21 protein-coding genes are annotated in these 22,426 nt (G+C 70.8%); 10 read left to right on the top strand and 11 right to left on the bottom strand.

Annotated features, from left to right (window positions below):
* Positions 1 to 1,077: an amidohydrolase family protein gene (locus tag AB0B33_RS45150; protein ID WP_360783942.1), complete on the bottom strand. Its 1,077-nt coding sequence runs from the start codon at positions 1,075 to 1,077 to the stop codon at positions 1 to 3.
* On the bottom strand, positions 1,074 to 2,612 hold the full coding sequence (ffh, locus tag AB0B33_RS45145; RefSeq protein WP_360783939.1) for a signal recognition particle protein: 1,539 nt from the start codon (positions 2,610 to 2,612) through the stop codon (positions 1,074 to 1,076). Before ffh ends, AB0B33_RS45150 begins: the two co-directional genes overlap by 4 nt.
* A gap of 183 nt (positions 2,613 to 2,795) precedes the next feature.
* On the opposite strand from ffh, the gene AB0B33_RS45140 reads away from it, so the two are divergent.
* Both AB0B33_RS45140 and AB0B33_RS45135 read left to right on the top strand, forming a co-directional pair.
* Entirely contained in the window at positions 2,796 to 4,574 is a 1,779-nt protein-coding gene (locus AB0B33_RS45140; RefSeq protein WP_360783936.1) for an ABC transporter ATP-binding protein, read from the top strand.
* Between the two features lie 9 nt (positions 4,575 to 4,583).
* Entirely contained in the window at positions 4,584 to 5,048 is a 465-nt protein-coding gene (locus AB0B33_RS45135) for a MarR family transcriptional regulator (protein ID WP_290049963.1), read from the top strand.
* 2 nt (positions 5,049 to 5,050) lie between these two features.
* Here AB0B33_RS45135 and AB0B33_RS45130 read toward each other — a convergent pair whose 3' ends face one another.
* The 3 genes from AB0B33_RS45130 to AB0B33_RS45120 form a co-directional block, all read right to left on the bottom strand.
* Complete coding sequence (locus AB0B33_RS45130; RefSeq protein WP_360783932.1) at positions 5,051 to 5,431, bottom strand: hypothetical protein; 381 nt, start codon at positions 5,429 to 5,431, stop codon at positions 5,051 to 5,053.
* A gap of 382 nt (positions 5,432 to 5,813) precedes the next feature.
* On the bottom strand, positions 5,814 to 6,677 hold the full coding sequence (locus tag AB0B33_RS45125; RefSeq protein WP_360783929.1) for a Ku protein: 864 nt from the start codon (positions 6,675 to 6,677) through the stop codon (positions 5,814 to 5,816).
* 53 nt (positions 6,678 to 6,730) lie between these two features.
* Positions 6,731 to 7,093 carry a hypothetical protein gene (locus AB0B33_RS45120; protein WP_360783927.1) on the bottom strand — a complete coding sequence of 121 codons (363 nt, stop codon included), beginning with the start codon at positions 7,091 to 7,093 and terminating at the stop codon, positions 6,731 to 6,733.
* 117 nt (positions 7,094 to 7,210) lie between these two features.
* Between AB0B33_RS45120 and AB0B33_RS45115 the strand changes: the two genes are divergently transcribed.
* The 3 genes from AB0B33_RS45115 (at position 7,211) to AB0B33_RS45105 (ending at position 10,410) form a co-directional block, all read left to right on the top strand.
* Positions 7,211 to 7,795: a TetR/AcrR family transcriptional regulator gene (locus AB0B33_RS45115; protein ID WP_360783924.1), complete on the top strand. Its 585-nt coding sequence runs from the start codon at positions 7,211 to 7,213 to the stop codon at positions 7,793 to 7,795.
* Positions 7,796 to 7,818: 23 nt separating this feature from the next.
* Positions 7,819 to 8,565 (top strand): glucose 1-dehydrogenase, encoded by a 747-nt coding sequence (locus tag AB0B33_RS45110; protein WP_360783921.1) that lies wholly within the window; start codon positions 7,819 to 7,821, stop codon positions 8,563 to 8,565.
* A gap of 540 nt (positions 8,566 to 9,105) precedes the next feature.
* Positions 9,106 to 10,410: a GGDEF domain-containing protein gene (locus AB0B33_RS45105; protein WP_360783963.1), complete on the top strand. Its 1,305-nt coding sequence runs from the start codon at positions 9,106 to 9,108 to the stop codon at positions 10,408 to 10,410.
* On the opposite strand, the gene AB0B33_RS45100 is transcribed toward AB0B33_RS45105, so the two are convergent.
* From AB0B33_RS45100 to AB0B33_RS45085, 4 genes are all read right to left on the bottom strand, one after another.
* Entirely contained in the window at positions 10,407 to 12,101 is a 1,695-nt protein-coding gene (locus tag AB0B33_RS45100; RefSeq protein ID WP_360783918.1) for a DUF262 domain-containing HNH endonuclease family protein, read from the bottom strand. The genes AB0B33_RS45105 and AB0B33_RS45100 overlap by 4 nt on opposite strands.
* A 91-nt stretch (positions 12,102 to 12,192) precedes the next feature.
* Positions 12,193 to 14,508: a [protein-PII] uridylyltransferase gene (locus AB0B33_RS45095; protein ID WP_360783915.1), complete on the bottom strand. Its 2,316-nt coding sequence runs from the start codon at positions 14,506 to 14,508 to the stop codon at positions 12,193 to 12,195.
* Between the two features lie 10 nt (positions 14,509 to 14,518).
* Positions 14,519 to 14,857: a P-II family nitrogen regulator gene (locus AB0B33_RS45090; RefSeq protein WP_086677886.1), complete on the bottom strand. Its 339-nt coding sequence runs from the start codon at positions 14,855 to 14,857 to the stop codon at positions 14,519 to 14,521.
* The gene (locus tag AB0B33_RS45085) at positions 14,854 to 16,242 is read right to left on the bottom strand and encodes an ammonium transporter (protein ID WP_247013013.1); all 1,389 of its coding nucleotides are present in this window, start codon (positions 16,240 to 16,242) and stop codon (positions 14,854 to 14,856) included. The genes AB0B33_RS45090 and AB0B33_RS45085 overlap by 4 nt, the downstream gene beginning before the upstream one ends.
* A gap of 173 nt (positions 16,243 to 16,415) precedes the next feature.
* Here AB0B33_RS45085 and AB0B33_RS45080 point away from each other — a divergent pair, with 173 nt between their 5' ends.
* The gene (locus tag AB0B33_RS45080) at positions 16,416 to 17,270 is read left to right on the top strand and encodes a putative RNA methyltransferase (protein WP_360783911.1); all 855 of its coding nucleotides are present in this window, start codon (positions 16,416 to 16,418) and stop codon (positions 17,268 to 17,270) included.
* 4 nt (positions 17,271 to 17,274) lie between these two features.
* Positions 17,275 to 17,904, top strand: a complete 630-nt coding sequence (locus AB0B33_RS45075) for a (2Fe-2S)-binding protein (RefSeq protein ID WP_360783909.1) — start codon at positions 17,275 to 17,277, stop codon at positions 17,902 to 17,904.
* Here the strand turns inward: AB0B33_RS45075 and AB0B33_RS45070 are convergent.
* Positions 17,894 to 18,751, bottom strand: coding sequence for a sigma-70 family RNA polymerase sigma factor (locus tag AB0B33_RS45070; protein ID WP_360783907.1), 858 nt, complete (start codon positions 18,749 to 18,751; stop codon positions 17,894 to 17,896). The two genes, AB0B33_RS45075 and AB0B33_RS45070, sit on opposite strands and share 11 nt — an antisense overlap.
* A gap of 100 nt (positions 18,752 to 18,851) precedes the next feature.
* Entirely contained in the window at positions 18,852 to 19,289 is a 438-nt protein-coding gene (locus tag AB0B33_RS45065) for a VOC family protein (protein WP_360783905.1), read from the bottom strand.
* A 109-nt stretch (positions 19,290 to 19,398) separates the two neighbouring features.
* On the opposite strand from AB0B33_RS45065, the gene AB0B33_RS45060 reads away from it, so the two are divergent.
* From AB0B33_RS45060 to AB0B33_RS45050, 3 genes are read left to right on the top strand one after another with little or no spacing between them, the layout of a single operon-like run.
* Positions 19,399 to 19,746: a hypothetical protein gene (locus AB0B33_RS45060; RefSeq protein WP_360783902.1), complete on the top strand. Its 348-nt coding sequence runs from the start codon at positions 19,399 to 19,401 to the stop codon at positions 19,744 to 19,746.
* Positions 19,743 to 21,062, top strand: a complete 1,320-nt coding sequence (locus AB0B33_RS45055) for a caspase family protein (RefSeq protein WP_360783899.1) — start codon at positions 19,743 to 19,745, stop codon at positions 21,060 to 21,062. The genes AB0B33_RS45060 and AB0B33_RS45055 overlap by 4 nt, the downstream gene beginning before the upstream one ends.
* The gene (locus tag AB0B33_RS45050) at positions 21,055 to 22,410 is read left to right on the top strand and encodes a Clp protease N-terminal domain-containing protein (RefSeq protein ID WP_360783896.1); all 1,356 of its coding nucleotides are present in this window, start codon (positions 21,055 to 21,057) and stop codon (positions 22,408 to 22,410) included. Before AB0B33_RS45055 ends, AB0B33_RS45050 begins: the two co-directional genes overlap by 8 nt.
* Positions 22,411 to 22,426: the final 16 nt, after the last annotated feature.

Raw genomic sequence — 22,426 nt, 5'->3', positions numbered from 1 at the left:
CTACGCGTGGACGACGCCGCCGAGCACGATGTGCGAGGGATGCCGCAGCACGCCCAGGTCGTCGCGCGGGTCGCTCGGGTAGACGAGCAGGTCGGCCGGGGCGCCGTCGGCGATGCCGGGGTGGCCGAGCCAGTCGCGGGCGGCCCAGGACGCGCTCGCGAGGGCCTGCTCGCGGGTCATGCCCGCGCGGTGCAGCGCCTCGATCTCGTCCACGAGCCTGCCGTGCTCGACCATGCCGCCGGCGTCACTGCCCGCGAAGACGCGTACGCCCGCTTCGACGGCCGTCGCGACCATCTCGCCGACCCCGGCGTGCAGCGCCCGCATGTGCGCCGCGTAGGCCGGGTACTTGCCCGCCTTGTCCGCGATGCCGGGGAAGTTCTCGATGTTGATCAGCGTCGGCACCAGGGCGACGTCGTGGCGGGCCAGCTCGCCGAGCTGGTCGGCGCTCAGTCCGGTGCCGTGTTCGAGGCAGTCGATGCCGGCCGCGATCAGGCCGGGCAGCGCCGCTTCGCCGAACACGTGCGCGGTGACGCGGGCGCCGTTTTCGTGCGCCACCTCGACGGCTTCGGCCAGGACGTCGTCCGGCCACAGCGGCGCGAGGTCGCCGACGCCGCGGTCGATCCAGTCCCCCACCAGCTTGACCCAGCCGTCGCCGTCCCGCGCCTGCTCGGCGACCGCGCCGGGCAGCTGCGAGGGGTCGTCCAGCTCGATGCCGAGGCCGGGGATGTACCGCTTGGTCAGGGCGAGGTGCTGCCCGGCGCGGATGATCGTCGGCAGGTCGGCCCGCGCCTGCAGGGGCCGGACGTCGATCGGGAGGCCGCAGTCGCGGATGAGCAGCGTGCCCGCCGCCCGGTCCTGCAGCGCCTGCTCGGTCGCCTCTTCCAGCGAGACGGGGCCGCCGACGCCGATGCCGGGGTGGCAGTGCGCGTCGACCAGGCCGGGCACCAGGAAGACGTCCCGGCCCAGTGACTCGGCGTCCGGGACCGGCTCGAACGAGATCCGGCCGCCGGTGATCCAGAGTTCGCGGGACTCGCCGCCGGGCACGACCACCCCGGCGGCGTGCAGCGCCGTGCTCAATTGTCCTTCGGGTTCTTCGGCAGCTTGAACTTCGACGGGTCGAAGCCCGGGACGTCGTTCATGCCGCCCAGATGCGAGAGGTCCGGCATACCGCCCGGCATCTGGCCTCCCGGGGGCAGCATCGGCATGCCGCCGGGGAAGCCGCCGCGGACCTTGGGCTGGGTCGGGCCGCGGCCCTTCTTGCCCTTCTTGCCCTTGCGCGACTTGGAGCCGCCGCCCCCGCCGCCGAAGCCGAACCGGCCGGCCATCTGCGCCATCATCTTGCGGGCTTCGAAGAACCGGTTGACCAGGTCGTTGACCTCGCGGACGGTGACGCCGGAGCCGTTGGCGATGCGCAGCCGGCGCGAGCCGTTGATCATCTTCGGGTCGTCGCGCTCGGCCGGGGTCATGCCGCGGATGATCGCCTGCAGCTTGTCCAGGTGCTTGTCGTCGACCTGGGCCAGCTGGTCCTTCATCTGGCCGGCACCCGGGAGCATGCCGAGCAGGTTGCCGATCGGGCCCATCTTGCGGACCGCGAGCATCTGCTCGAGGAAGTCCTCCAGGGTGAGCTGGCCGCTGGACAGCTTCGCCGCGGCCTTCTCGGCTTCACCCTGGTCGAAGGCCTGCTCGGCCTGCTCGATCAGGGTGAGGACGTCACCCATGCCGAGGATCCGCGACGCCATCCGGTCCGGGTGGAAGGTGTCGAAGTCCTCGAGCTTCTCGCCGTTGGAGGCGAAGAGGATCGGCTGGCCGGTGACCTCGCGGACGCTCAGCGCGGCACCACCGCGGGCGTCGCCGTCGAGCTTGGTGAGCACGACGCCACTGAAGCCGACGCCGTCCTGGAACGCCTGGGCCGTGGTCACGGCGTCCTGGCCGATCATCGCGTCGACGACGAACAGGACCTCGTCCGGCTCGACCGCGTCGCGGATGTCCGCGGCCTGCTTCATCAGCTCTTCGTCGACGCCGAGGCGGCCCGCGGTGTCGACCACGACGACGTCGTGCTGCGCGTGCTTGGCCTCGGCGATGGCGCGGCGGGCGACGTCGACCGGGTCGCCGACGCCGTTGCCGGGCTCGGGCGCGAAGGTGACGACGCCGGCGCGCTCGCCGACGACCTGCAGCTGCGTGACGGCGTTCGGGCGCTGGAGGTCGCAGGCGACCAGCATCGGCGCGTGGCCCTGCTTCTTCAGCCACAGCGCGAGCTTGCCGGCGAGCGTCGTCTTGCCGGCACCTTGCAGACCGGCGAGCATGATCACGGTCGGCGGCGTCTTGGCGAGGTTGAGCCGGCGCGTCTCGCCGCCGAGGATCGCGACGAGCTCCTCGTTGACGATCTTGACTACCTGCTGCGCGGGGTTGAGCGCCTGGGAGACCTCGGCGCCCTTCGCCCGCTCCTTGATCTTCGCGATGAAGGCCTTGACCACGCCGAGGGCGACGTCGGCCTCCAGCAGCGCGATGCGGATTTCGCGCGCGGTGGCGTCGATGTCGGCGTCGGACAGCCTGCCCTTGCGCGTGAGCGTCTGCAGGGCGGCGGTGAGCCGATCGGAGAGGGTGTCGAACACGGGTGTGCACGCTCCAGCTGGGTCGAGAGTGGCGCGCCGGACGAGGCCGGCCCCTCCGAGGGTAGTCGCTCCGGCTCCTTCTCTTCGCGGGTACGCACACGTACTACGCATGTGCGTACTAACACGGTCGCTACTTCCGGAAAAAGACTGGAACCATGCCCGCGATTCGGTAAACATACGTGTATGACTTCCGTGCCCGTGCTCCGAGAACCGGCCACCGACGCCGACGAGCCGGTCCCGCTGCGGCGGATCGCCGGCCTGTTCCGCCCGCACCGCGGGCCCCTCGCCGCGCTGTTCGCGCTGATCGTGGTGCAGGCCGGCCTCGGCGTCGTCTCGCCGTTCCTGCTGCGCGAGATCCTCGACGACGCCCTGCCGCACCGCGACACGCTGCTGATCAGCCTGCTGGCCGCGGGGATGATCGTCTGCGCGGTCGGCAGCGGCTCCCTCGGCGTCGCCACCACCGGCCTGTCGAACACGATCGGGCAGCGCGTGATGAACGAGCTGCGCGTCTCGGTCTACGGCCACCTGCAGCGGATGTCGCTCGGCTTCTTCACGCGGACGAAGAGCGGCGAAGTGCTCTCGCGCGTCTTCAACGACATCGGCGGCGTCGACAACGTCATCACCACGACCGCGGGCTCGGTGGTGCAGAACGCGACCACGACGATCGCCATCACCGCCGCGCTGATCGCGCTCGACTGGCAGCTGGCGGGGCTGTCACTGGTCGTCGTCCCGCTGTTCCTGCTGTTCACGCTGCGGCTGGGCAAGCGGCGGCGGACGCTGGCCCGCGGCCGGACCCGGCGGATGGCCCGGCTGACGACGATGGTCGAGGAGTCCCTGTCCGTCACCGGCGTGCTGCTCGCCAAGACGATGGGCAACGAGCGGGCGGTGCGCGAGCGCTTCGGCGCCGAGTCGCGGGAGATCGCGGCGCTCGAACGGGCCGCCGCGCTGGCCGGGCGCTGGCAGACGGCGTCGCGCGGGATGAGCCTGACCGTCATCCCGGCGCTGGTCTACTGGATCGCCGGGCTCGCGCTGGCCGGCGGCGCGTCGCCGTTCTCCCTCGGCACCGTGGTGGCGTTCACCAGCATGCTCAACCGGCTGGTCGCGCCGGCGACCGCGATGCAGACCATCGGGCAGAACGTGGCGACGTCGAAGGCGCTGTTCGGGCGCATCTTCGAGGTGCTCGACCTGCCGGTGGAGATCGCCGACAAGCCGGGGGCGCGCTCGCTCGAGGTGCGCCGCGGCGACGTCTCGATGCGCGGGGTCTCGTTCCGCTACGACTCCGACGGCGGGTGGACGCTGCGGGACATCGACCTCGACGTCCCGGCCGGGACCACGACGGCGCTGGTCGGCGCGACCGGTTCGGGCAAGACGACGCTCGCCTACCTGGTGGCGCGGCTGTACGAGGTGAGCGCCGGTTCGGTGAAGATCGACGACATCGACGTCCGCGACGTCACGCTGGCTTCGCTCGCGGCGGGCGTCGGGCTGGTTTCGCAGGAGACCTACCTGTTCCACGACACGGTGCGGGAGAACCTGCGCTTCGCGAAGCCGGACGCGACCGACGAGGAGATCGAGCTGGCGGCGAAGGCGGCGCACATCCACGACACCCTCGCCGGGCTGCCGGAGGGGTACGACACGGTCGTCGGCCAGCGCGGCTACCGGTTCTCCGGCGGCGAGAAGCAGCGGATGGCGATCGCCCGGATCCTGCTGCGCAACCCGCCGGTGCTCATCCTCGACGAAGCGACCAGCGCCCTGGACACCCGCACGGAACGCTCGGTGCAGGCCGAGCTCGACCGGCTCGCGGCGGGACGCACGACGCTGACCATCGCGCACCGGCTGTCCACTGTGGAACACGCGGACCAGATCGTGGTGCTGCACGAAGGCCGGATCGCCGAACGCGGGACGCACGCGGAGCTACTGGCGCGCGATGGGCGGTATGCCCGGCTGGTGCGCGGAACCGCCTAACCTGGGCCCATGCACCCGGACCCCGACACCGCTTCGCGCGTGAGCGCCGACGCCGAGCTCGCCGACCTGGCCTGGCGGGTCCGCGAGGGCGTCGGCCGGCTCAACTGGCGGATGCGCGCCGAGCGCGACCCGAGCGGTCCGGGCCCGGCGGTGCTCGCGGTGCTGAGCCGGCTCTACCGGGCGGGCACGCACACGCCGACCGAGCTGGCCGAGGCGGAACGGCTGCAGCCGCAGTCGCTGACGCGGATCCTGGCCTGGGTGTCGGAGCGCGAGCTCGTCACTCGGACGACGGATCCGGAGGACGGGCGGCGGTCGTTGATCAGCATCACGCCGGCGGGGCTGGCAGTGCTGCGGGAGTACAGCGTGCAGCGGGAACGGTGGCTGGCGGCGGCGCTGGAGTCGACGTTGTCGCCGACTGAGCGGCAGCTGCTGAAGCTGGCGGCGGATCTGCTGGTGCGGGTGGCGGACGCCTGAGGTCAGTGCGTGTGGTTTGCCCTGGTCGCGACCCACTTGGGTACTGCGGAGTCACGCAGGCCGGCGTCGTCCGTGACGATCCGTTCGGCGGGGAAGATCCGCTCGAGGTTGCTCACGACTGCGTCGCCGTAGTCGACGGGGATGATCGTTGCGTTCTCGTTCAGCTCAGTCGCGAGCATCGAGCTGACGATCTGGTCTGACGGCGGCAGGCTGAAGCCGATGATCACGAGCTCGTCTGCTTGGCGGAGTGCCTCCGCGGCTTGACGCCAAATCGCTCGGATCGTGTTGTTCACGTAGTACGGGCTCTTCACCGCCACCGGCGGCCGCCCGCGGGCGCTCAAGTCACTTCGGATGGCCGAAGAAAGGTCGGCCATCGTCGGCATGTGCTCACTGATCGCGTGGCTGAAGCCCGAGCCGAGCAGGTGAACCGAGGATGTCACCGCGCCTCCCGCACCGAACGAGCAAGCGCAACTCCGACGAGGAACGCCTGAAAGCCGCCGTGGAGACCCCTCGATCCCTCCACGGCGGCTTTCACGACCCCCCTCGTCCGCGCCGCCTCCCCGCGGTGCGGACACGGGTTCCGGGAACGGGCCGCTCCTCCGTCGGCCCGCCCCGGAACCCTGGTCCCCGGACGGCTCACCTCCCCAGGGGCCGTCCGGATCCCCCCTCGTCAGCGATCCGGTATCCGCTGACAGGACGAAGTCTGCCGCTCCGGAGGCGGCCGGTTGAGTGTGAGAACCCTCAATTACCCGTGGGTAGTAGTACTCAAGACGTCTTCGCGCGCCCGCGGCCCGCCGCTCGCTTCGCCGTCGTACGCGCCTTCGCCGCCCTCGACGCGGCGGTCTTGGCCTTCGCGACAGCGTCGGGGCGCGCGTCCGCGGCCGTCTCCTGCAGCGCCGCCAGCAGGCGGGTGACGCCGTCCGCCTGCTCGGCCGCCGTGGGCTGGACGACCTCGGCGCCGTCGATCTTCGACTGGATCAACGCCTGGAGCGCTTCGCGGTAACGGTCGGGCACGCGGCCGGGGTCGAACTCGCCGGTCAGCTCCTCGATGAGGTTCACCGCGCGGCGCAGCTCGCCGGGCCGGATGTCGACGTCGGCGTGGCGGAACGGGAAGTCGGGCTCGCGCACCTCGGCGGGCCACAGCATGGTTTCGAGCACGATCACCTGGTCGCGCACGCGCAGGACGCCGAGTGTCTCGCGGCGGCGAAGCGCGACAGTCACCAGCGCGACCCGGCCCGACTGCTGCAGCGCCTCGCTGAACAGCACGTACGGCTTCGTGCCCGCCGGCTCGGGTTCGAGGTAGTAGCTGCGCGCGAACCAGATCGGGTCGACGTCGGCGAGCGGGGCGAAACCGCGGATGGCGATCGTGCGGGCGGGCATCGGCAGCGACGCGAGTTCGTGGTCGGACAGCAGGACGACGTCGCCGCCCGGGACCGGGTAGCCGCGGACCATCTCCGCCGGCGGCACCTCTTCGCCGTCGACCTCGCACACGCGCTTGACGCGGACGCGGCCGCCGTCGGTTTCGTGGACCTGGTGCAGCGGGATCTCGCGCTCTTCCGTCGCGCTGTACGCCTTCACCGGAACGGCGTAACTCCCGAACCCGATCGTGCCCGACCAGACGGCCCGCATGCGCACCACCTCCGCAGGTCCCAGGCTAGCCAGGCGATCCCGCGGGCCGACAGCTACAAACGGGTGTCAGGCGCGACGGATTCGCTCACACATTCGAACGACGGCGTGACCGCGTCGAGCGCTTCGGCCGAACAGCGGGACGCGACAGCGGCCGCCCGGAGCACCTCAGTGACCACCTCGACGTCGAGCGGCGGGGCCGCAGCGAGCGCGTCCGCCCCGGCTCCGACGCGGGCGGCGAGCCCGGCGAGCGCGCGCGAAATGGCTTCCTGGCCGGCCACGAGCTGGGCGACGACGTCGGTGAGCTCGGCGGTCGTCGCGCCCGGGCCGCCGCAGCGCAGGCCCGCGGCGAGCTCCTCGGCGCACGACCGCAGGTGGGAGGCGACGACGGTCGGCGGCAGCGTCAGCCGATCCTGCATTCGCGCACCCCCTCGGTCAGAGCAGCCATAGTGCCACCGCACGCGCCGTGACCTGATGCGACACACCGCCGCCTGCTTATTTGACCGACCGTTCTCGAAACGGCTAAGGTTTCGCTCATGTCCCGGGTCAAGGAGTTCGACGTCGACGAAGCCTGCGACGCCGCGCTCACGCTCTTCCGGCAGCAGGGGTACGAGGCGACGTCGGTCAGCGACCTCGTCACGCACGTCGGCGTCGCCAAGGCCAGCCTGTACGCGACCTTCGGGTCGAAGCACGACTTCTACGTGACGGCGTTGAAGCGGTACGCGGAACGGGCCGACGCGCGGGTGCTGGCCGAGTTGTCGGGCCCGGGCTCGGGGGTGGCCGCCGTACGCCGGCTTTTCGACGGCTACCTGGCGGAAATCCTCGGCGACGAGACGAAGATGGGCTGTTTCGTCGTCAACGCGGCGATCGAGCTGCTCCCCCGCGACCCCGAGGTCGCCCGGCTGGTGGAACGCAGCTGGGACACCCTCGAGGTCGCGCTCACCATGGCGCTCGAGCGCGCCAAGGCGCAGGGCGAACTCGCCGCCGGCAGCGAACCGGCGGCGCTCGCGCGCTTCCTGCTGACCGTGCTGCAGGGCCTGCGCGTACTGGGCAAGGGCGCGGACGCTGCACGCCGGCTGGACGCGGCCATCTCACAGGCGATGCGCCTCATTCAAGACTGATCGGACCAGAAAGAAGGCACACGATGGGGGCACGGTTCACGGGCAAGGTCGTCCTGGTGACGGGCGGCGGTTCGGGCATCGGACGGGAGACGGCGCGGGCGTTCGCGGCCGAGGGCGCGACGGTGGTCGTCGCCGGGCGCGACGAGCAGCGGCTGGCGGCCGTGGTGCAGGAGATCGGCGGCGACGCGGTGACGGTGGACGTCACCGACCCGGCGGACGTGGCGCGGATGGTCGAGACGATCGTCGCGCGGCACGGCGGGCTGGACGTCGCGGTCAACAACGCGGGCATCCTCGGGTCGCCGGCGCCGGCCGCGGACCTCGACGAGGACGGCTTCGGCGCGGTGCTGGCCACGAACGTCACCGGGACGTGGCTGTGCCTGAAGCACGAGGTCGCGCACATGCGGGCGCACGGCGGCGGCGCGATCGTCAACATCGCGTCGAACATCGGCGCGCACGGGCGGCTGCCGAACATGGCGGCCTACGCGGCGTCGAAGGCCGCGGTGAGCGCGCTGACCCGCACGGCGGCGCGCGACCACATCGGCGAGGGGGTCCGCATCAACGCGGTCAGCCCGGGCGCGACGGACACCGGGATGTCGTTGCGCCCCGGCGAGACGGACGCCGATCGCGCCGAGCGGGTGAAGGGCGCGATCCCGCTGGGCCGGGTGGGTGCCACCGCCGAGGTGGCGGCCGCGGTGCTGTGGCTGGCTTCGGACGAAGCGGCCTTCACCGTCGGGCACGACCTGGTGGTCGACGGCGGCGCGACCGCCTGACCGGCGGCCCCACCCGGGCCCGCGGCGTTCCTTCAGGACTCACGGTTGCGCACGGGGCTCTCCTCCCGGGAGTGCGGACGGGTGGGCGGGGCTCACGACTCGCGATTGCGCACGAGGCTGCTCCTCTCGGGCGTGCGGGCGGATGGCTGGGGGTTCAGGACTCGCGGTTGCGCACGGGGCGCTCCTCTCCGGCGTGCGGACGGGCGGCTGGACGTTCAGGACTCGCGGTTGCGCACGGCAGGACTCCTTCCGGACGTGCTGACGGATGGCTGCGGTTCAGGACTCGCGGTTGCGCACGGGGCTCTCCTCTCCGGCGTGCGGACGGGCGGCTGGCGTGGGCTTCAGGACTCGCGATTGCGCACGGCGCTACTCCTTCCGGGCGTACGAACAGGACAGTGACGAGTCAGGATTCGCGGTTGCGCATGACGGCGGCCTCCCTTCGCTGCTCCGATCGTGTGGCACTCGTCGATCGCGGCCGCCCGGTGTGGTGGGGTGGACGCGGATCGTCGGCTCACCCAGGGGAGTTGGACCGCCTTGAGTATGGACGGCGCCCGTCCGGCCGAACGCCACGCGGCCAGGATCCGAGGGGCGCTGAACCCTGCTCGCTGGACGCTCTGGCGGCAGCGCGGATCGCTCGTCTTCTACTGCTTCCTCGTCGAGTCCGTCGCGCTCGTGGCCACCGTCTGGACGGCCGCCGAAGTACCGGTGCGGACGTGGGACGTGGCCGTCCTCGGGGTGCTCGCCGGGCTCGGTGTGCTGCAGGCGGAGCTGGGCCGTCAGGTCGAGCGCGTCCGGCGGCTGGTGTCGGACACCCCGCACATCAACCTGACGTCGGTCTGGACGTTCGCCGGCGTGCTGCTCCTGCCGCCCGCGCTGGTCACGGCGTTGATCGCCGTCCTCTACCTGCACCTGGCGACGCGCAGCCTCGCGCGGATCAAGCGCGTGCCGCCGTTCCGGACCACGCTGAACGCGACGCTCGTCGTCATCACCTGCTACGCGGCCGAGTTCGTGCTGAGCCGCCTCGGCGTCCCCGACATGTACACGGCGCTGACGTCGGGCTGGCGGGGCGTCACGGCCATCGCGCTCGCCGCGGCGGCGTACTTCCTGGTCTCGGCGATCACGATCCTGCCGGCGCTGACCATCACGACGCGCTCGGTGAAGGCGTTCTTCGGCGGCCTCGGTGACAACCTCCTCGAGGTCGCGACGCTGTGTCTGGGCCTGCTCACGGCGCTGACGCTGGCGACGCTGCCCGCGCTCGCCGTCGCGATCGTGCCGCCGCTGCTGGTGCTGCACCGGGCGGTGCTGATCAAGCAGCTGGAGATCGCGGCGACGACCGACGAGAAGACCGGCCTGTTCAACACGACCGGCTGGCACGTGCTCGCTTCACGCGAGCTGGCACGCGCCCAGCGCAGCAAGCGGAGCACGTTCGGCGTGCTGATGATCGACCTCGACCACTTCAAGCTGATCAACGACGAGCACGGCCACCTGGCGGGCGACGCGGTGCTGCGCGCGGTCGCGGCGACGATCAAGAGCGCGGTCCGCGACTACGACTCGGTCGGCCGCTTCGGCGGCGAGGAGTTCGTGGTCCTGCTCCCGGAGATCGGCCCGGCGGCGGTCCTGGCGGTGGCGGAGCGCATCCGCTCGGCGATCGAGACGCTGAAGGTCGAGTACTTCGACGGCACGGCGTCCCGGGTGATCGGCGACCTGTCGGCATCGATCGGCGTGGCGACGTACCCGGACGGCGGCACGGCCGTCGACCGCCTGCTGCAGGCCGCGGACAAGGCCCTGTACCGGGCCAAGGACGCGGGCCGCAACCAGGTGGTCGACGGCACCGCGCCGGCTTAGGAAGCCGCCGCCTCCAGCCGCCAGAGGCCGCCGAGCACCTTCAGCAAGGTCTCCTGACGCTCTTCGAGGACGGCCGGGGTCCAGCCGTCCGACGCGAGCACCTGGGAAGTCAGCACGAACGGTGGCCAGCTCGTTTTCTGGAAGTACTTGGTCTTCTTCACCTCGAACTCGAAGTTGCTCGCCTGGGAGTTCTTCCGTTTCGAGAGCAGGACGAGGTTCGCCAGGCGGTGCACCCAGTAGAGCCGTTCCTGCGCGGTGAACGCGTGGGTCCACACGCTGTCCACGTCCGGGGACTGCGGGAGGACGTGCTCCACGCTGATCAGTGGGTAGCCGTCGTAGTTCGTTCCCCCGTCCGACAAGGCCGAGTCGAGGCGGAGCAGCACGTACAGGCGGATCCTCGTCACCGTGTAGATCTCCGCGCTCAGTTTCGCCAGGGTTTCCGCCTGTTCGTCCCCGGAAAGCTGCAGCGGGGACTCCGGGGCGTAGAGGTCGCGGTCCTTCTCCAGCCAGTCGAGGACGCGGCCGTACCGCTCGACCCGGCGGGTGATGTCCACCCGGCGCACGAGCATGCTGGCGGCGAGGCGTTCGAGGTCGCCGAGGAAACGCAGCAATGACGCGGAGTCGGCGGTCGGCCGGCTGAAGTAGCTGATCGCCGGCGGGATCCAGTCCGTGTTGTCGAGCTGTTTCAGCCAGGCCAGGAGCCGGTTGATCTCCTCGGCGCCCGGTCCCCCGGCGTAGCTGGCGCTCCTGACCACCTCGAAAGCGTCCGAAAAGGGAACCAGCACGTCGTCGATGAACTTCTTGCCGTCGGGTACCCGGCTCAGCACGGACGCCCGGAATTCCTTGAGGATCGACTCCCGGGCCTTCGTCTTCGCGTACACCATCCGGATGTGGGAGAAGAGATCGCCGAAGTCGTTTCGGCCGAGGTCGTCTTCCTCCTGTGCCCACTTGGTGGTGTAGGCGTCTTGGTCGGCTTCCGGGATCTTGCCGATGATCTCCGACTTCAGGATGTCGGTGTGGGTGAGGTCCAGGCCGCGTTCGTTGAGGACCGAGAAGATCCGGTAGGCGGACTCGAAGTCGACGGTCGCCACGACGACGAGGTAGGTGTACATGTCGATGAACGAGACCAGCCGCTCGCGCTCCACCGTCTCGAGCGCGTTCAACCGGGTCTTGAACAGCAGCGCGTTCTCGACCAGCCGGAGCCGACTGTCCGGCGTCACGTTCCGCAGGTCCGGCAGCAGGTCGTTGCCGGATCGCTCCTGGATGTACTTCTCGAAGAAGCCCTGGTCCTGATCCCGCAACCGGAGCCGCGGCTGGTCGGCGGTGCCCTTGATCGGGTCGCCCTTCTGGAAGATGCGCTTCTCGAGCGAAGCAGCGAACTCCGGCGAGACCTGTTCGCGGAGGACGCTGTAGAGCACCGTCAAGGTGGTGAGGCGCTGCTGTCCGTCGACCACCTCGGCGAGCGCCTGCTTTTCCGCTTTGACGAGGACGATGCTCCCCAGGAAGTAGGGATCCGATTCGGACAGCGAGTCTCTCGACCGGGAAGCGGCCAGGAGATCGTCGAACATCTCACCGGCCTGCTCCGTCGTCCACGCGTACGGGCGCTGGTAACGAGGGATGGTGAATTGGTAGGCGTCGTCGAAGATCTCGCCGACGGTGTGCTCCGCTGCTTGGATTTTGGTCCCGGCCATGCGGAAGATCTCGGTGAGCGGGCACCGGTCGTTACAGCCGTTACCGCATTGTTCGGAGCCGCGGGTCCATGCGGCTCCGAACAAACGCGCTTCAGGAAGCCGCCGCCAGGACGGCCTGTTCCACCTCTCGGCGCCAGCCGGGCTCGATGCGGCCGCTGCGGGGGGTCACCGCGAACGAGTCCACCACCGCTCCGCCCAGCGTCGATGCCTTTGCCCAGCGGACCTCCGCGTCGCACCTCCGCAACGCGCCCGCCACCCGGAACAGGAGGCCGATGCGGTCGGCCGCGCGCAGCTCCAGGACCACCGTATCCGGGCCCGTTGCCTCGTCGTCGAACCACAGGACCTTCGGCGCCACCGAAGCCGCCGACGGGGAGCCGTAGTCGCGTTCCTTCGCCGCCAGGCGCTGGGTCAGGGGCAGGGTGCCCGCGACCGCCCGGGCGAACTGCTCGCGCAGCAGCGTCGCGTCCGGCAAGGAGCCGAACTTCGGGGACGCCGTGAACACGCCCGCCCGGCCGCCGTCGTGGCCGCGCAGGACCGCCGCGTGGACCTCCAGGGAATTCAGCGCCAGTACGCCCGCCGCCGGGGCCAGGAGTTCCGCGCGGGCCGGGACCGCCAGCAGGACCGTCACCACCTTGCCGTGGGAGCTGATGCGGATCTGGCCCGTGCCCGACGCCACCGCCGAAGCGACGAGTTCGCGTTGTTCGTCGTCCATCGGCGATGGAGCCGTGAAACCCTTGCCGTGCAGCACTTCCTCACAGCCCGACACCAGTTCCGCGAGCAGGCGGGCCTTCCAGTCCGTCCACACACCCGGGCCGGTGGCCAGCGAATCCGCCTGGGTCAACGCGTGCAGCAGCTCGACCAGGACCAGGTCGCTGTCCAGCGTCTTCACCACCCGCGCCACCGTGGCCGGCTCGCTGATGTCGCGCCGGGTCGCCGTGTGCGGCAGCAACAGGTGGTGGCGGACCATCGCCGACACCGTCGCGACGTCGGCCGGGCTGAGGCCGAGGCGGGTCGCGACCTGGGCGGAGATCTTGGCGCCCAGCTCCGAATGATCGGCGTCGCGGCCCTTGCCGATGTCGTGCAGCAGCGCGCCGATCAGCAGCAGGTCCGGCCGCGCGACCGTGGTGGTCAGCTTGGCCGCCTCGACGCAGGTGCGCACGAGGTGGCGGTCGACCGTCCACTGGTGCACCGGCGAGCGCGGCGGCAGGTCGCGGACCGCGCCCCACTCGGGGAACAGCCGGGACCACAGGCCGGTCCGGTCGAGCGACTCGACCGCGTCGACCAGGCCCTCCCCCGCGCCCAGCAGCTCGACCAGCGCGTTCAACGCCTCCGCCGGCCACGGCGCGCGCAGCTCCGGCGCCGATTCCGCCAGCGCTTTCAACGTGCCGAGCGCGATCGGCTTCCCGGTGCGCGCCGACGCCGCGGCCACCCGCAGCAGCAGCGCCGGGTCCTTCGCCGGGACGGCGTCGCGGGCCAGCGCGACCTCGTTCCCGTGCAGCACCACGTTTTCCGCGAGCGGCGTCCGCGACGGACGGCGCCCGAAGCGCGTCTTCGGCTGCTCCACAGTGGACCGGAGAGCCACGTCCAGCGCGTACGCGATGGTGCGGCCCGCGCCGGACAGCTTGCGGGCCAGCGTGAACCGGTCGCCGAAGCCGAGTTCGGCGGCGACCAGCTCGGCCTCCGGCGCGGCCAGGACGTCCCGTTCGCGCCGGATCTCGCGCCGCAGCTCGGTGCGGACGTCGAGCAGAAGTTCCTTGGCCTCCAGCAGTTCTTCGCCCGGACGCGCGGTGAGCTGCGCCGCGGCCAGTGCTTCCAGGACGGCGAAGTCCCGCAGCCCGCCCCGGCCGTGCTTGAGGTCGGGTTCGGCGGACTGCGCGATCTCGCCGCTGCGGGCCCAGCGCTGCCGGACCGACGCCGTCATGTCCGGGATCTGCTTGCGCGCGGTGCGGCGCCACTGCTCGCGCGCCGCCGAAACCAGCCTGCCGCTCAGCTCGGCGTCCCCGGCGAGGTGCCGGGCGTCGAGCAGGCCCATCGCCACGCGAAGGTCCTCCGAAGCGACCTTCAGCGCTTCGCCGGGCGTGCGGACCGAGTGGTCCAGCCCGACTTTCGCGTCCCACAACGGGTACCAGAGCGCGTCCGCGATCTCGCCGACGCCGCTGTTGCCGTTGTGCACCAGCAGCAGGTCGAGATCGGAGAACGGCACCAGCTCCCGGCGGCCGAGCCCGCCCACGGCGACCAGCGCGACACCCGGTTCCGCGGTGTCGACGCCGGCCGCCGAGGCTCCCCTGCCCAGCCAGAACTCGTAGAGGTCGACCAGGGCCGCCCGCAGTGCGGACGCCCCCAGCCTCCCGTGCCTGCCCTCGAGCAAACGCTCGGTGGCCTTGACCAGTTCGCCCCCGTCGGCCATCCCCGTCGCCTTATAGGGCGTCCGTGCCGCGCTCGCCGGTGCGTACCCGGATGACCGTCTCGACCGGGGTCACCCACACCTTGCCGTCACCGATCTTGCCGGTGTGCGCGGCCGTGGTGATGGCCTCGAGGACCTTCTCCACGTTGGTGTCGTCGGTGACGACCTCGATCTTCAGCTTGGCCACGAAGTCCACCGAGTACTCCGCACCGCGGTAGACCTCGGTGTGGCCCTTCTGGCGGCCGTAACCCTGGACTTCGCTGACGGTCATGCCCAGGACGCCCAGCTGCTCCAGCGCGGAGCGGACGTCGTCGAGCGTGAACGGCTTCACAATCGCCGTGATGAGCTTCATGCCTTGCTCTCCTCGAGTTTCGCGGTGCCGGCGGCGGACTTGACCGGGATGATCGTCGGCTGGCCGAGGCCACCGCCCGAACCGGTGAAGTCGTACGCGCTCTCCGCGTGCTGGGCCTCGTCGATGCCGGTGACCTCGTCCTCGGTGCTGACGCGGAAGCCGCCGGCCTTCTTGATCACGAAGCCGATGATGAAGGACAGCACGAAGGAGTACGCGAGCACCGCGCCGGCGGCCAGCGCCTGGCGGCCCAGCTGGGTGAACCCGCCGCCGTAGAAGAGCCCGTCGGCGCCGAGGGAGTTGACGCTGGTGGTGCCGAAGAAGCCGATCAGCAGCGTGCCGACGATGCCGCCGACCAGGTGGACGCCGACGACGTCGAGCGAGTCGTCGAAGCCGAACTTGAACTTGAGCGAGATGGCGAGCGCGCACAGCACACCGGCGATGAGGCCGATCGCGATGGCGCCGATCGGGCTCACGAAACCGCACGCCGGGGTGATCGCGACCAGGCCGGCGACCGCGCCGGACGCGGCACCGAGGGTGGTCGGCTTGCCGAACTTCAGCTGCTCCACGACCAGCCAGCCGAGGACGGCGGCGGCGGTGGCGACGGTGGTGTTGGTGAACGCGACGGCGGCGAGGTCGTTGGCGGCCAGCGCCGAACCGGCGTTGAAGCCGTACCAGCCGAACCACAGCAGGGACGCGCCGAGCAGCACGAACGGCACGTTGTGCGGCCGGCCGGTGTCCTTCGGGAAGCCCTTGCGCTTGCCGAGCACGATGGCGAGGGCGAGGCCCGCGGCACCGGCGTTGATGTGGACCGCGGTACCCCCGGCGAAGTCGAGTGCCTTGAGGTTGTTGGCGATCCAGCCGCCGACGGAGTTCTCGCCGATGAAGCCGTTGAACGAGAACACCCAGTGCGCGACCGGGAAGTACACGATCGTCACCCAGACGACGACGAACAGCGTCCAGCCCCAGAACTTCGCGCGGTCGGCGATGGCGCCGGAGATCAGCGCGGGGGTGATGATCGCGAACATCAGCTGGAACATGACGAAGGCGAGGACGGGCAAGCCGTCCGAGCCGGGCCAGGCGACGGCCGGGCTGGTGTCGGTGGCGGCCGTCGCGAACCCGGCGAGCTTGCCGAAGGTGTTCTCGAGACCGGCGAAGTGGAAGTTACCCAGCAAACCGCCGAACGCGTCGTCGCCGAAGGACATCGTGAACCCGTAGAGGGCCCACAGCACCCCCACTACGGCCAGCGCGATGAAGTTCATCATCAGCATGTTCAAGACGCTCTTCGCGCGGACCATCCCGCCGTAGAAGAACGCCAGTCCTGGGGTCATGAGCATGACCAGCGCGGCGCTGGCCAGTACCCATGCGGTGTCTCCTGCGTTCAGCACATCGTCCTCCCGTGCCCTGGGTTCGTGCGTTGGCAGTTTTGGCGCGCGGTGTTTCACGGGGCGGCGCGAGAGGTTTCACCCGCGTGAACTGTCCGCGCCGGGTTGTTACGGACAGGTTTCCGGAGACCTGTGCTGAAGTGTCCGGTTGCTTTACGCCGTGGTCGAATAGCCCCATGACGGCGAGCGGCTCCGGTAATGACCCACTGCCACCCCGAGTGGTGGAGGCGTTGCGGTGTTCGGTCTGCGGTGACCTGATCGGGCTAGCCGATCGCACGCTGCGTTGCGGGAACCGCCACTCTTTCGATCTAGCGCGACAGGGTTACGTGAACTTGTTGCACGCGCGAATCCCAGCGGGGACGGCGGACACCGCGGAGATGGTCGCGGCCCGCGCGGACTTCCTCGCGTCGGGCGCTTACCGGGGCCTCGCCGACGAGCTGGCGCGGGCGTGCGCGGAGGCCGACGACCTCGTCGTCGACGCGGGCGCGGGCACCGGCTACTACCTGGCGCGGGTGCTGGACGCGTCCGGCGCGTTCGGCCTCGCGCTGGACGTCTCGGCGGCCGCGTTGAAACGGGCGGCCCGCGCCCACCCGCGGCTGGGCGCGGCGGTGTGGAACCTGTGGGAGCCGTGGCCGGTGGGCGACGAGGTGGCGTCGGTCGTGCTGAACGTCTTCGCGCCGCGCAACGGGCCGGAGTTCCACCGCGTGCTGCGCCCCGGCGGCCTGCTGGTCGTGGCCGCCCCGGCGCCGGACCACCTGCGCGAGCTGGGCGACCTGGTGCTGGCGGTCGACGAGCGCAAGGACGAGCGCCTGGACGGCACCCTTGGCGAGTACTTCGCGCGGACGGGCCGCACGGCGGTCCGCCAGGAGGTCGAGCTGTCCCCGGAGCAGGTGCGGCAGGTGGTCGGGATGGGGCCGGCGGCGTTCCACCTGGACCGCGGTGACCGCCGGGCGCGGCTGGCGGCGTTGAGCGAGCCGCAGGTCGTGACGGTGTCGTTCACGGTGTCGACCTACCGGCGTCTGGAAGGGTGAAGGGGTGAAGCCCGACTGGACCGCCCCCGCGACCCGGCTCGCGGACGCGGAGTGGGTCCGGGCCCGCATCGGCGGCGCGGCGAAGCTGTACGGGTGCGCACGGCCGGAGGTGCTGGGCACGATCTGGTGGTACTCGCTCTCGTCGGTGCTCGTGGCGCCGGCTGTCGAGGGTCTGGTCGCCGGGAGGCTCGTGGATCCGTCGCTGGACGCCGTCGAGCTGGACCTCGTCGCCGACGGCCGGTTCCTCGGCGCGCGGTCCACCCGTGCGCTGGAGGGCGGCTTGCCCGAGCTGGGGGCGGCCTTCAAGGTCGCCCTCGGCACCGCGATCGGCACCATCGCCGCCGTCAGCGGGGCCCGGGAGCGCGCGCTGGGCGCCATCGCCACCGACTCGATCGGCAACCGGCTGCTCTGGACGTCCGATCCCGAGCGGGCGATCACCCTGGCCGAGCCTTTGGTCGCGGCGATCGGGCTGGACCTGCCGAAACCGCGGTTCGTGCGCGTCGGGCGCACCCCGGCCGTGCGGCGGGCGTCGTGCTGCCTCATCTATGAAGCAGGCAACCCGAAGTGCGTGAGCTGCCCGCGTCAGCCGCCCGCCGAGCGCGAAGCCCGCCTTCGCGCCGCGCTCAGTCGATGACGGCCAGCTCGAGCTTCGCCAGCCGGTCCGGGTCGGCGATGACGTCGATGCCCGTGATCCGGTCGTCCTCGACGCGGAACGCCAGGACCACCGCGAGCCGTCCCTCTCGGACCATGAGCAGGCCGGGCGCGCCGTCGACGAGGGCCAGCTCGCTCGCGCGGGCGCGTTCGGACGCCAGGATCGCGCCGCGGCGGACGCTCTCGACGCCCTGAAGCACGATCGGCGCCGGCGTCGGGCCGGCGAAGCGGTCGGCGTGCAGGACGACGTCCGGGTCGAGGAGGGCGAGCAGCGCCTCGAAGTCGCCGCCGCGGGACGCCGCCAGGAACGCTTCGACGACCTTGCGCCGCCGGGGCAGGCCCGCGTCCGCGGCGGTCCCGCCCTTGACGCGGCGGCGGGCGCGGCTCGCGAGCTGCCGGGTCGCGGCCGGCGTCTTGCCGAGCATCGGCGCGATCTCTTCGAACGGCACCGCGAACATGTCGTGGAGCACGAAGGCGACGCGTTCGGCCGGGCCCAGCGCGTCGAGGACGACCAGCAGCGCGAGCCCGACTTCGTCGGCCAGCTCGGCTTCCTGCGCGGGATCACGGCGCTCGTCGTCGGGCTCGGGCTGCCCGTCGAGCGGTTCTTCGGGGTGGTTGCGCCGGGACCGCAGCGCCGAGAGGCACACGCGCGCGACGACGGTGGTCAGCCACGCGGGGACGTTGTCGATCTCGGCGGCGTCGGTGCGGTGGAACCGCAGCCACGCCTCCTGGACGGCGTCATCGGCCTCGGCGGCCGACCCCAGCATCCGGTAGGCGACCGCGCGCAACCGCGGCCGCTCCCGCTCGAACCGCTCGGTCAGCGCGTCCACTCTGTTCCTCTCACCCGGGGTCACAGGAGTAGACCCCGCGGCGGCGGGCGATGTGACCGGAACGGGAGTGAGCCCGGTCATACCCGGTGGACGGCCGGTCTCATACCACGCAGAACTCGTTGCCCTCGGGGTCCGCCAGCACGAAGTGGTCGGGGCGCCCGTCCAGGGTGTGCTCCTGGAGCACCGTCGCACCCGCCGCGGTGAGGCGGGCGATCGCCTCGACGACCCGCTCCCAGCGCGTCTCCCAGGGCACCTCGCGGCCGCCGCCGGCGTGGACGTCGAGGTGGAGGCGGTTCTTCGCGACCTTGCTCTCGGGGACCTTGAGGAAGCTCATGCTCGGCAGGACGCCCTCGGGGTCGCTCAGGAACGCGCCGTCGTCCCACTCTTCCTCGGGTACGCCCTGCTGCTCGAACCACGCCTCCCAGCTCGCGCACCCCGGCGGGGGCGGACGCTCGATGTAGCCGAGGGCCACCGCCCAGAACTTCGCCAGCGCGCGGGGTTCCGCGCAGTCGATCGTCAGGCTCCAGCGCACCGTCACGGGGGAAGGGTAGCCCTGCGCAGGCGCCGGCACCGCGCGTAACAAGAGCAGAGGGCCCGGCGACATCCCCGGCACGTTGCACCGGCCGAGAGGGTGGGCGAGCATTCGCATGGACATCGCCGTTTCCGTGAACGATCCCGTGCTCCAGGAGTCGCTGCTCGACTGGTTGCGCGGCGACCCCGAGCTGAGACCGGCGGTGAGCAAGCGCTACGCCGCGCCGAAGCCGGGCGAGCTCGGGACGATCGCGGACGCGATCATGATCTCGGTCGGCAGCGGTGGCGCGCTGACCGTCCTCGCTTCCGCGGTGAAGGCCTGGGTGCAGCGGCCACGCGGCAAGCACGTCGTCGTCCGGGTGAGCCGGGGTGACCGCGTCGCGGAGATCGACGCCGAGAGAGTCGGGTCGGAGGACATCGAAGCGATCCTCGACCGCGTGTTCCGGGAGGGCGAATCGGCATGACCGGCGCGGTTCCGGAGGAATCGCGCGTCGTCCTCATCGGCACGTCCCAGTACACCGACGAGCGCCTGCCTCCCATCCCGGTCGTCGAGCAGTGCCTGCACGACCTGCGGGACGTGCTGACCGACCCGGACCACGGGCTCGTCGGGGCGGAGCACTGCACGGTTCTCCTCGACGAGCCGGACATCGCCCAGCTGGGACGCCGGATCCGCGAGGCGATGGCGGGCGCGACGGGTCTGCTGGTCGTCTACTTCGTCGGCCACGGCATCGTCGGCCGCCGGCACGAGCTGTACCTCGGGCTTCCCGACAGCGATCTCGAGCATCCCACTTTCGGTTCGCTGTCCTACGACGCGCTGCGAGACCAGATCCTGGACAGCCCGGCGCGGACGAAGGTCGTCATCCTGGATTCCTGCTATTCGGGGCGGGCGATGGGGGAAACACTCGCGGATCCGGTCGGGGCGATCGTCGGTCAGCTGGACATCGACGGTACGTACCTGATGACGTCGGCCCAGCGCGACCAGGTCGCGCTCGTGCTCGAGGGCGAGGCGCACACGGCGTTCACCGGGCGGCTGCTGCGGGTGCTGAAGACCGGAATCCCGGAAGCGGGCGAGTACCTGACGGTCGACGACGTCTTCCAGCAGCTGTCGACGGTGATGACGGCGGCCGGCCTCCCGCGGCCGCAGAAGCGTGGCAGCCAGAATTCGGGGCGGTTCCGGATCGCGCGCAACCACGCCATTTCGGCCGAGAGTGAAGAGGACCTGGACGTCCGGATGAAGGAGATCATCCGGCGTGGGAGGGCCGAGAGCTGGGCGAAGCAGTTGCCGGACTTGCGGAAGGTGCTCGCCCGGCAGCAGGCGCTTCTCGGTGACGGGCACGCGAAGGTGTGGCGGACCGAGCAGCTCATCGCCCACGCGACCGGGGAGGGCGGAGATCCGTCGGAGGCGGTCGAGCGGCTGCGGGACCTGTTCGTCAGGCAGTCCGCCGAGCTCGGTGAGGAGCACGCCGACACGCTGTGGACGCGGCATTTGCTGGCGGTGAACCTGGGTGAGTCGGGGCTTCGAGAGGAGGCGATCGTCGCTCTTCGTTCCTTGCTGCCCGACCTTCGCCGCGTCTCGGGCCACCTCGACCCGGCGTGCTGGCGGGCTCAGCACGTTCTCGCGGTGAATCTCGCTTTGACCGGGTGGATCGAGGAAAGTGTTGCGCTTTTGAAGGAGCTGCGGACGATGCAGAAGGTTCACCTGGGTGAAGGGGCGCCTCAGACCGGCCGGGTGCGGCGGGATCTGATGCTGCTTTCGCAGGAGGAGGCGGACCGTGTTTGAGCGCTTCACCGATCGAGCGCGCCGTGTCGTCGTCCTGGCCGAGGAGGCGGCCAAGGAGCTGCAGCACGACTACATCGGAGCCGAGCACCTCCTCATCGCCATGGCGCTCGAAGGCGAAGGGATCGCTGCCCAGGCACTGGAACGGCACGGACTCACCTCCGAGGTGCTCCACAAAGAAGTACTCGAGGTCGTCGGTCCGGGCACGGCGCCTCCCGGTGCAGGACACCTTCCTTCCACATCCGACATGAAGAAAGTTCTGGAGCTCGCGTTGCGCGAAGCACTGCGACTCGGCCACAGCTACATCGGGACAGAACACATCCTGCTCGGGCTGATCCGCAAAGGCAAAGGGGTGGAGGTCGAGGTACTGTCCAACCTGCGCATCTCACTCGACGAGCTTCGGCAAACAGTGCTGGAATCCATTCCGAATCAGGCAAAAACTCCGGCGACGGAAATCACGAAACCGGCACAAAGGGCACCGTCCCCATTGGAACAGCTGGGGCGCGGCCTCACCGAACTCGCGCGGGACGGTGTGCTGGACCGCGTCGTCGGCCGCGCCAAAGAGATCGATCGGCTCATCCAGGTCCTCTCCCGCCGCACGCGGCACAATCCCGTCCTTGTGGGTGAGCACGGGGTCGGCAGGGCAGCGGTCTTCGACGGACTCGCCCAGCGGATCGTCGCAGGCGAAGTCCCGGAGCGACTCAAGGGCAAAGCCGTCCACGCGCTCGACCGCGGTGGCCACGCCGACGAAGAACTACGCGAAGCAATGGCCGAAGTCCGAACTCGGAACGACGTCATCCTGCTGCTCGACGACATCTCCGACCCCGTGCACGGCAAACACGCCGAAATCCTGAGCGCAGCTGTGCTGCACGGCGACGTCCTCGTCGGGTGCACCGCCACCCCCGAGAGCTATCGCCGGGTCAACGCCGAAAGTCCCGCGCTCGCTCAGCTCTTCCAGCCGATCCAGGTGGTCGAGATGGCGCCGGAATCCGCGGTCGAAGTGCTGCGGGTCATGCGGGGACGGCTGGTCGACCACCACCGCCTCACGATCGAGGACGACGTGCTCGCCGCGGCCGTGGAGCTGGCCGCGCGGTACGACCGGCAGCACCGGCTGCCGAGGAGCGCCATCGACCTCATCGACGAGGCCTGTGCCCGCGCGGCCGGGACGTCGAGCCTGAGCGAGGCCGACCTCAGCCGGACCATCCAGGACCTGCGCAACGAGTGGAAGGTCGAAGCGCAGCTCCTCGGCGTGCTCGAACCCGCCCACCGGGGACGTCCCGCGCGGCCGGTGCCGGAGGCTTTCCTGCAGGTCTACGGCGGTGTCGACACCGAGATCTGGCGCGTCGGCTGAGCGACCGGCCGCTGGG

It is taken from the genome of Amycolatopsis sp. NPDC049159, assembly GCF_040648295.1.
Taxonomy (GTDB): domain Bacteria; phylum Actinomycetota; class Actinomycetes; order Mycobacteriales; family Pseudonocardiaceae; genus Amycolatopsis; species Amycolatopsis pretoriensis_A.
This window is presented reverse-complemented; position numbering and strand designations above follow the sequence as displayed.

Bases quoted from the DNA above. Each gene is read 5' to 3' on its own strand.
- AB0B33_RS45125 (WP_360783929.1), bottom strand. From the start codon at position 6,677: ATGCGGGCCGTCTGGTCGGGCACGATCGGGTTCGGGAGTTACGCCGTT.
- AB0B33_RS45115 (WP_360783924.1), top strand. From the start codon at position 7,211: ATGTCCCGGGTCAAGGAGTTCGACGTCGACGAAGCCTGCGACGCCGCG.
- AB0B33_RS45130 (WP_360783932.1), bottom strand. From the start codon at position 5,431: ATGCCGACGATGGCCGACCTTTCTTCGGCCATCCGAAGTGACTTGAGC.
- AB0B33_RS45110 (WP_360783921.1), top strand. From the start codon at position 7,819: ATGGGGGCACGGTTCACGGGCAAGGTCGTCCTGGTGACGGGCGGCGGT.
- AB0B33_RS45060 (WP_360783902.1), top strand. From the start codon at position 19,399: ATGGACATCGCCGTTTCCGTGAACGATCCCGTGCTCCAGGAGTCGCTG.
- AB0B33_RS45120 (WP_360783927.1), bottom strand. From the start codon at position 7,093: ATGCAGGATCGGCTGACGCTGCCGCCGACCGTCGTCGCCTCCCACCTG.
- AB0B33_RS45100 (WP_360783918.1), bottom strand. From the start codon at position 12,101: ATGGCCGGGACCAAAATCCAAGCAGCGGAGCACACCGTCGGCGAGATC.
- AB0B33_RS45105 (WP_360783963.1), top strand. From the start codon at position 9,106: ATGGACGGCGCCCGTCCGGCCGAACGCCACGCGGCCAGGATCCGAGGG.
- AB0B33_RS45090 (WP_086677886.1), bottom strand. From the start codon at position 14,857: ATGAAGCTCATCACGGCGATTGTGAAGCCGTTCACGCTCGACGACGTC.
- AB0B33_RS45055 (WP_360783899.1), top strand. From the start codon at position 19,743: ATGACCGGCGCGGTTCCGGAGGAATCGCGCGTCGTCCTCATCGGCACG.
- AB0B33_RS45095 (WP_360783915.1), bottom strand. From the start codon at position 14,508: ATGGCCGACGGGGGCGAACTGGTCAAGGCCACCGAGCGTTTGCTCGAG.
- AB0B33_RS45135 (WP_290049963.1), top strand. From the start codon at position 4,584: ATGCACCCGGACCCCGACACCGCTTCGCGCGTGAGCGCCGACGCCGAG.
- AB0B33_RS45080 (WP_360783911.1), top strand. From the start codon at position 16,416: ATGACGGCGAGCGGCTCCGGTAATGACCCACTGCCACCCCGAGTGGTG.
- AB0B33_RS45140 (WP_360783936.1), top strand. From the start codon at position 2,796: ATGACTTCCGTGCCCGTGCTCCGAGAACCGGCCACCGACGCCGACGAG.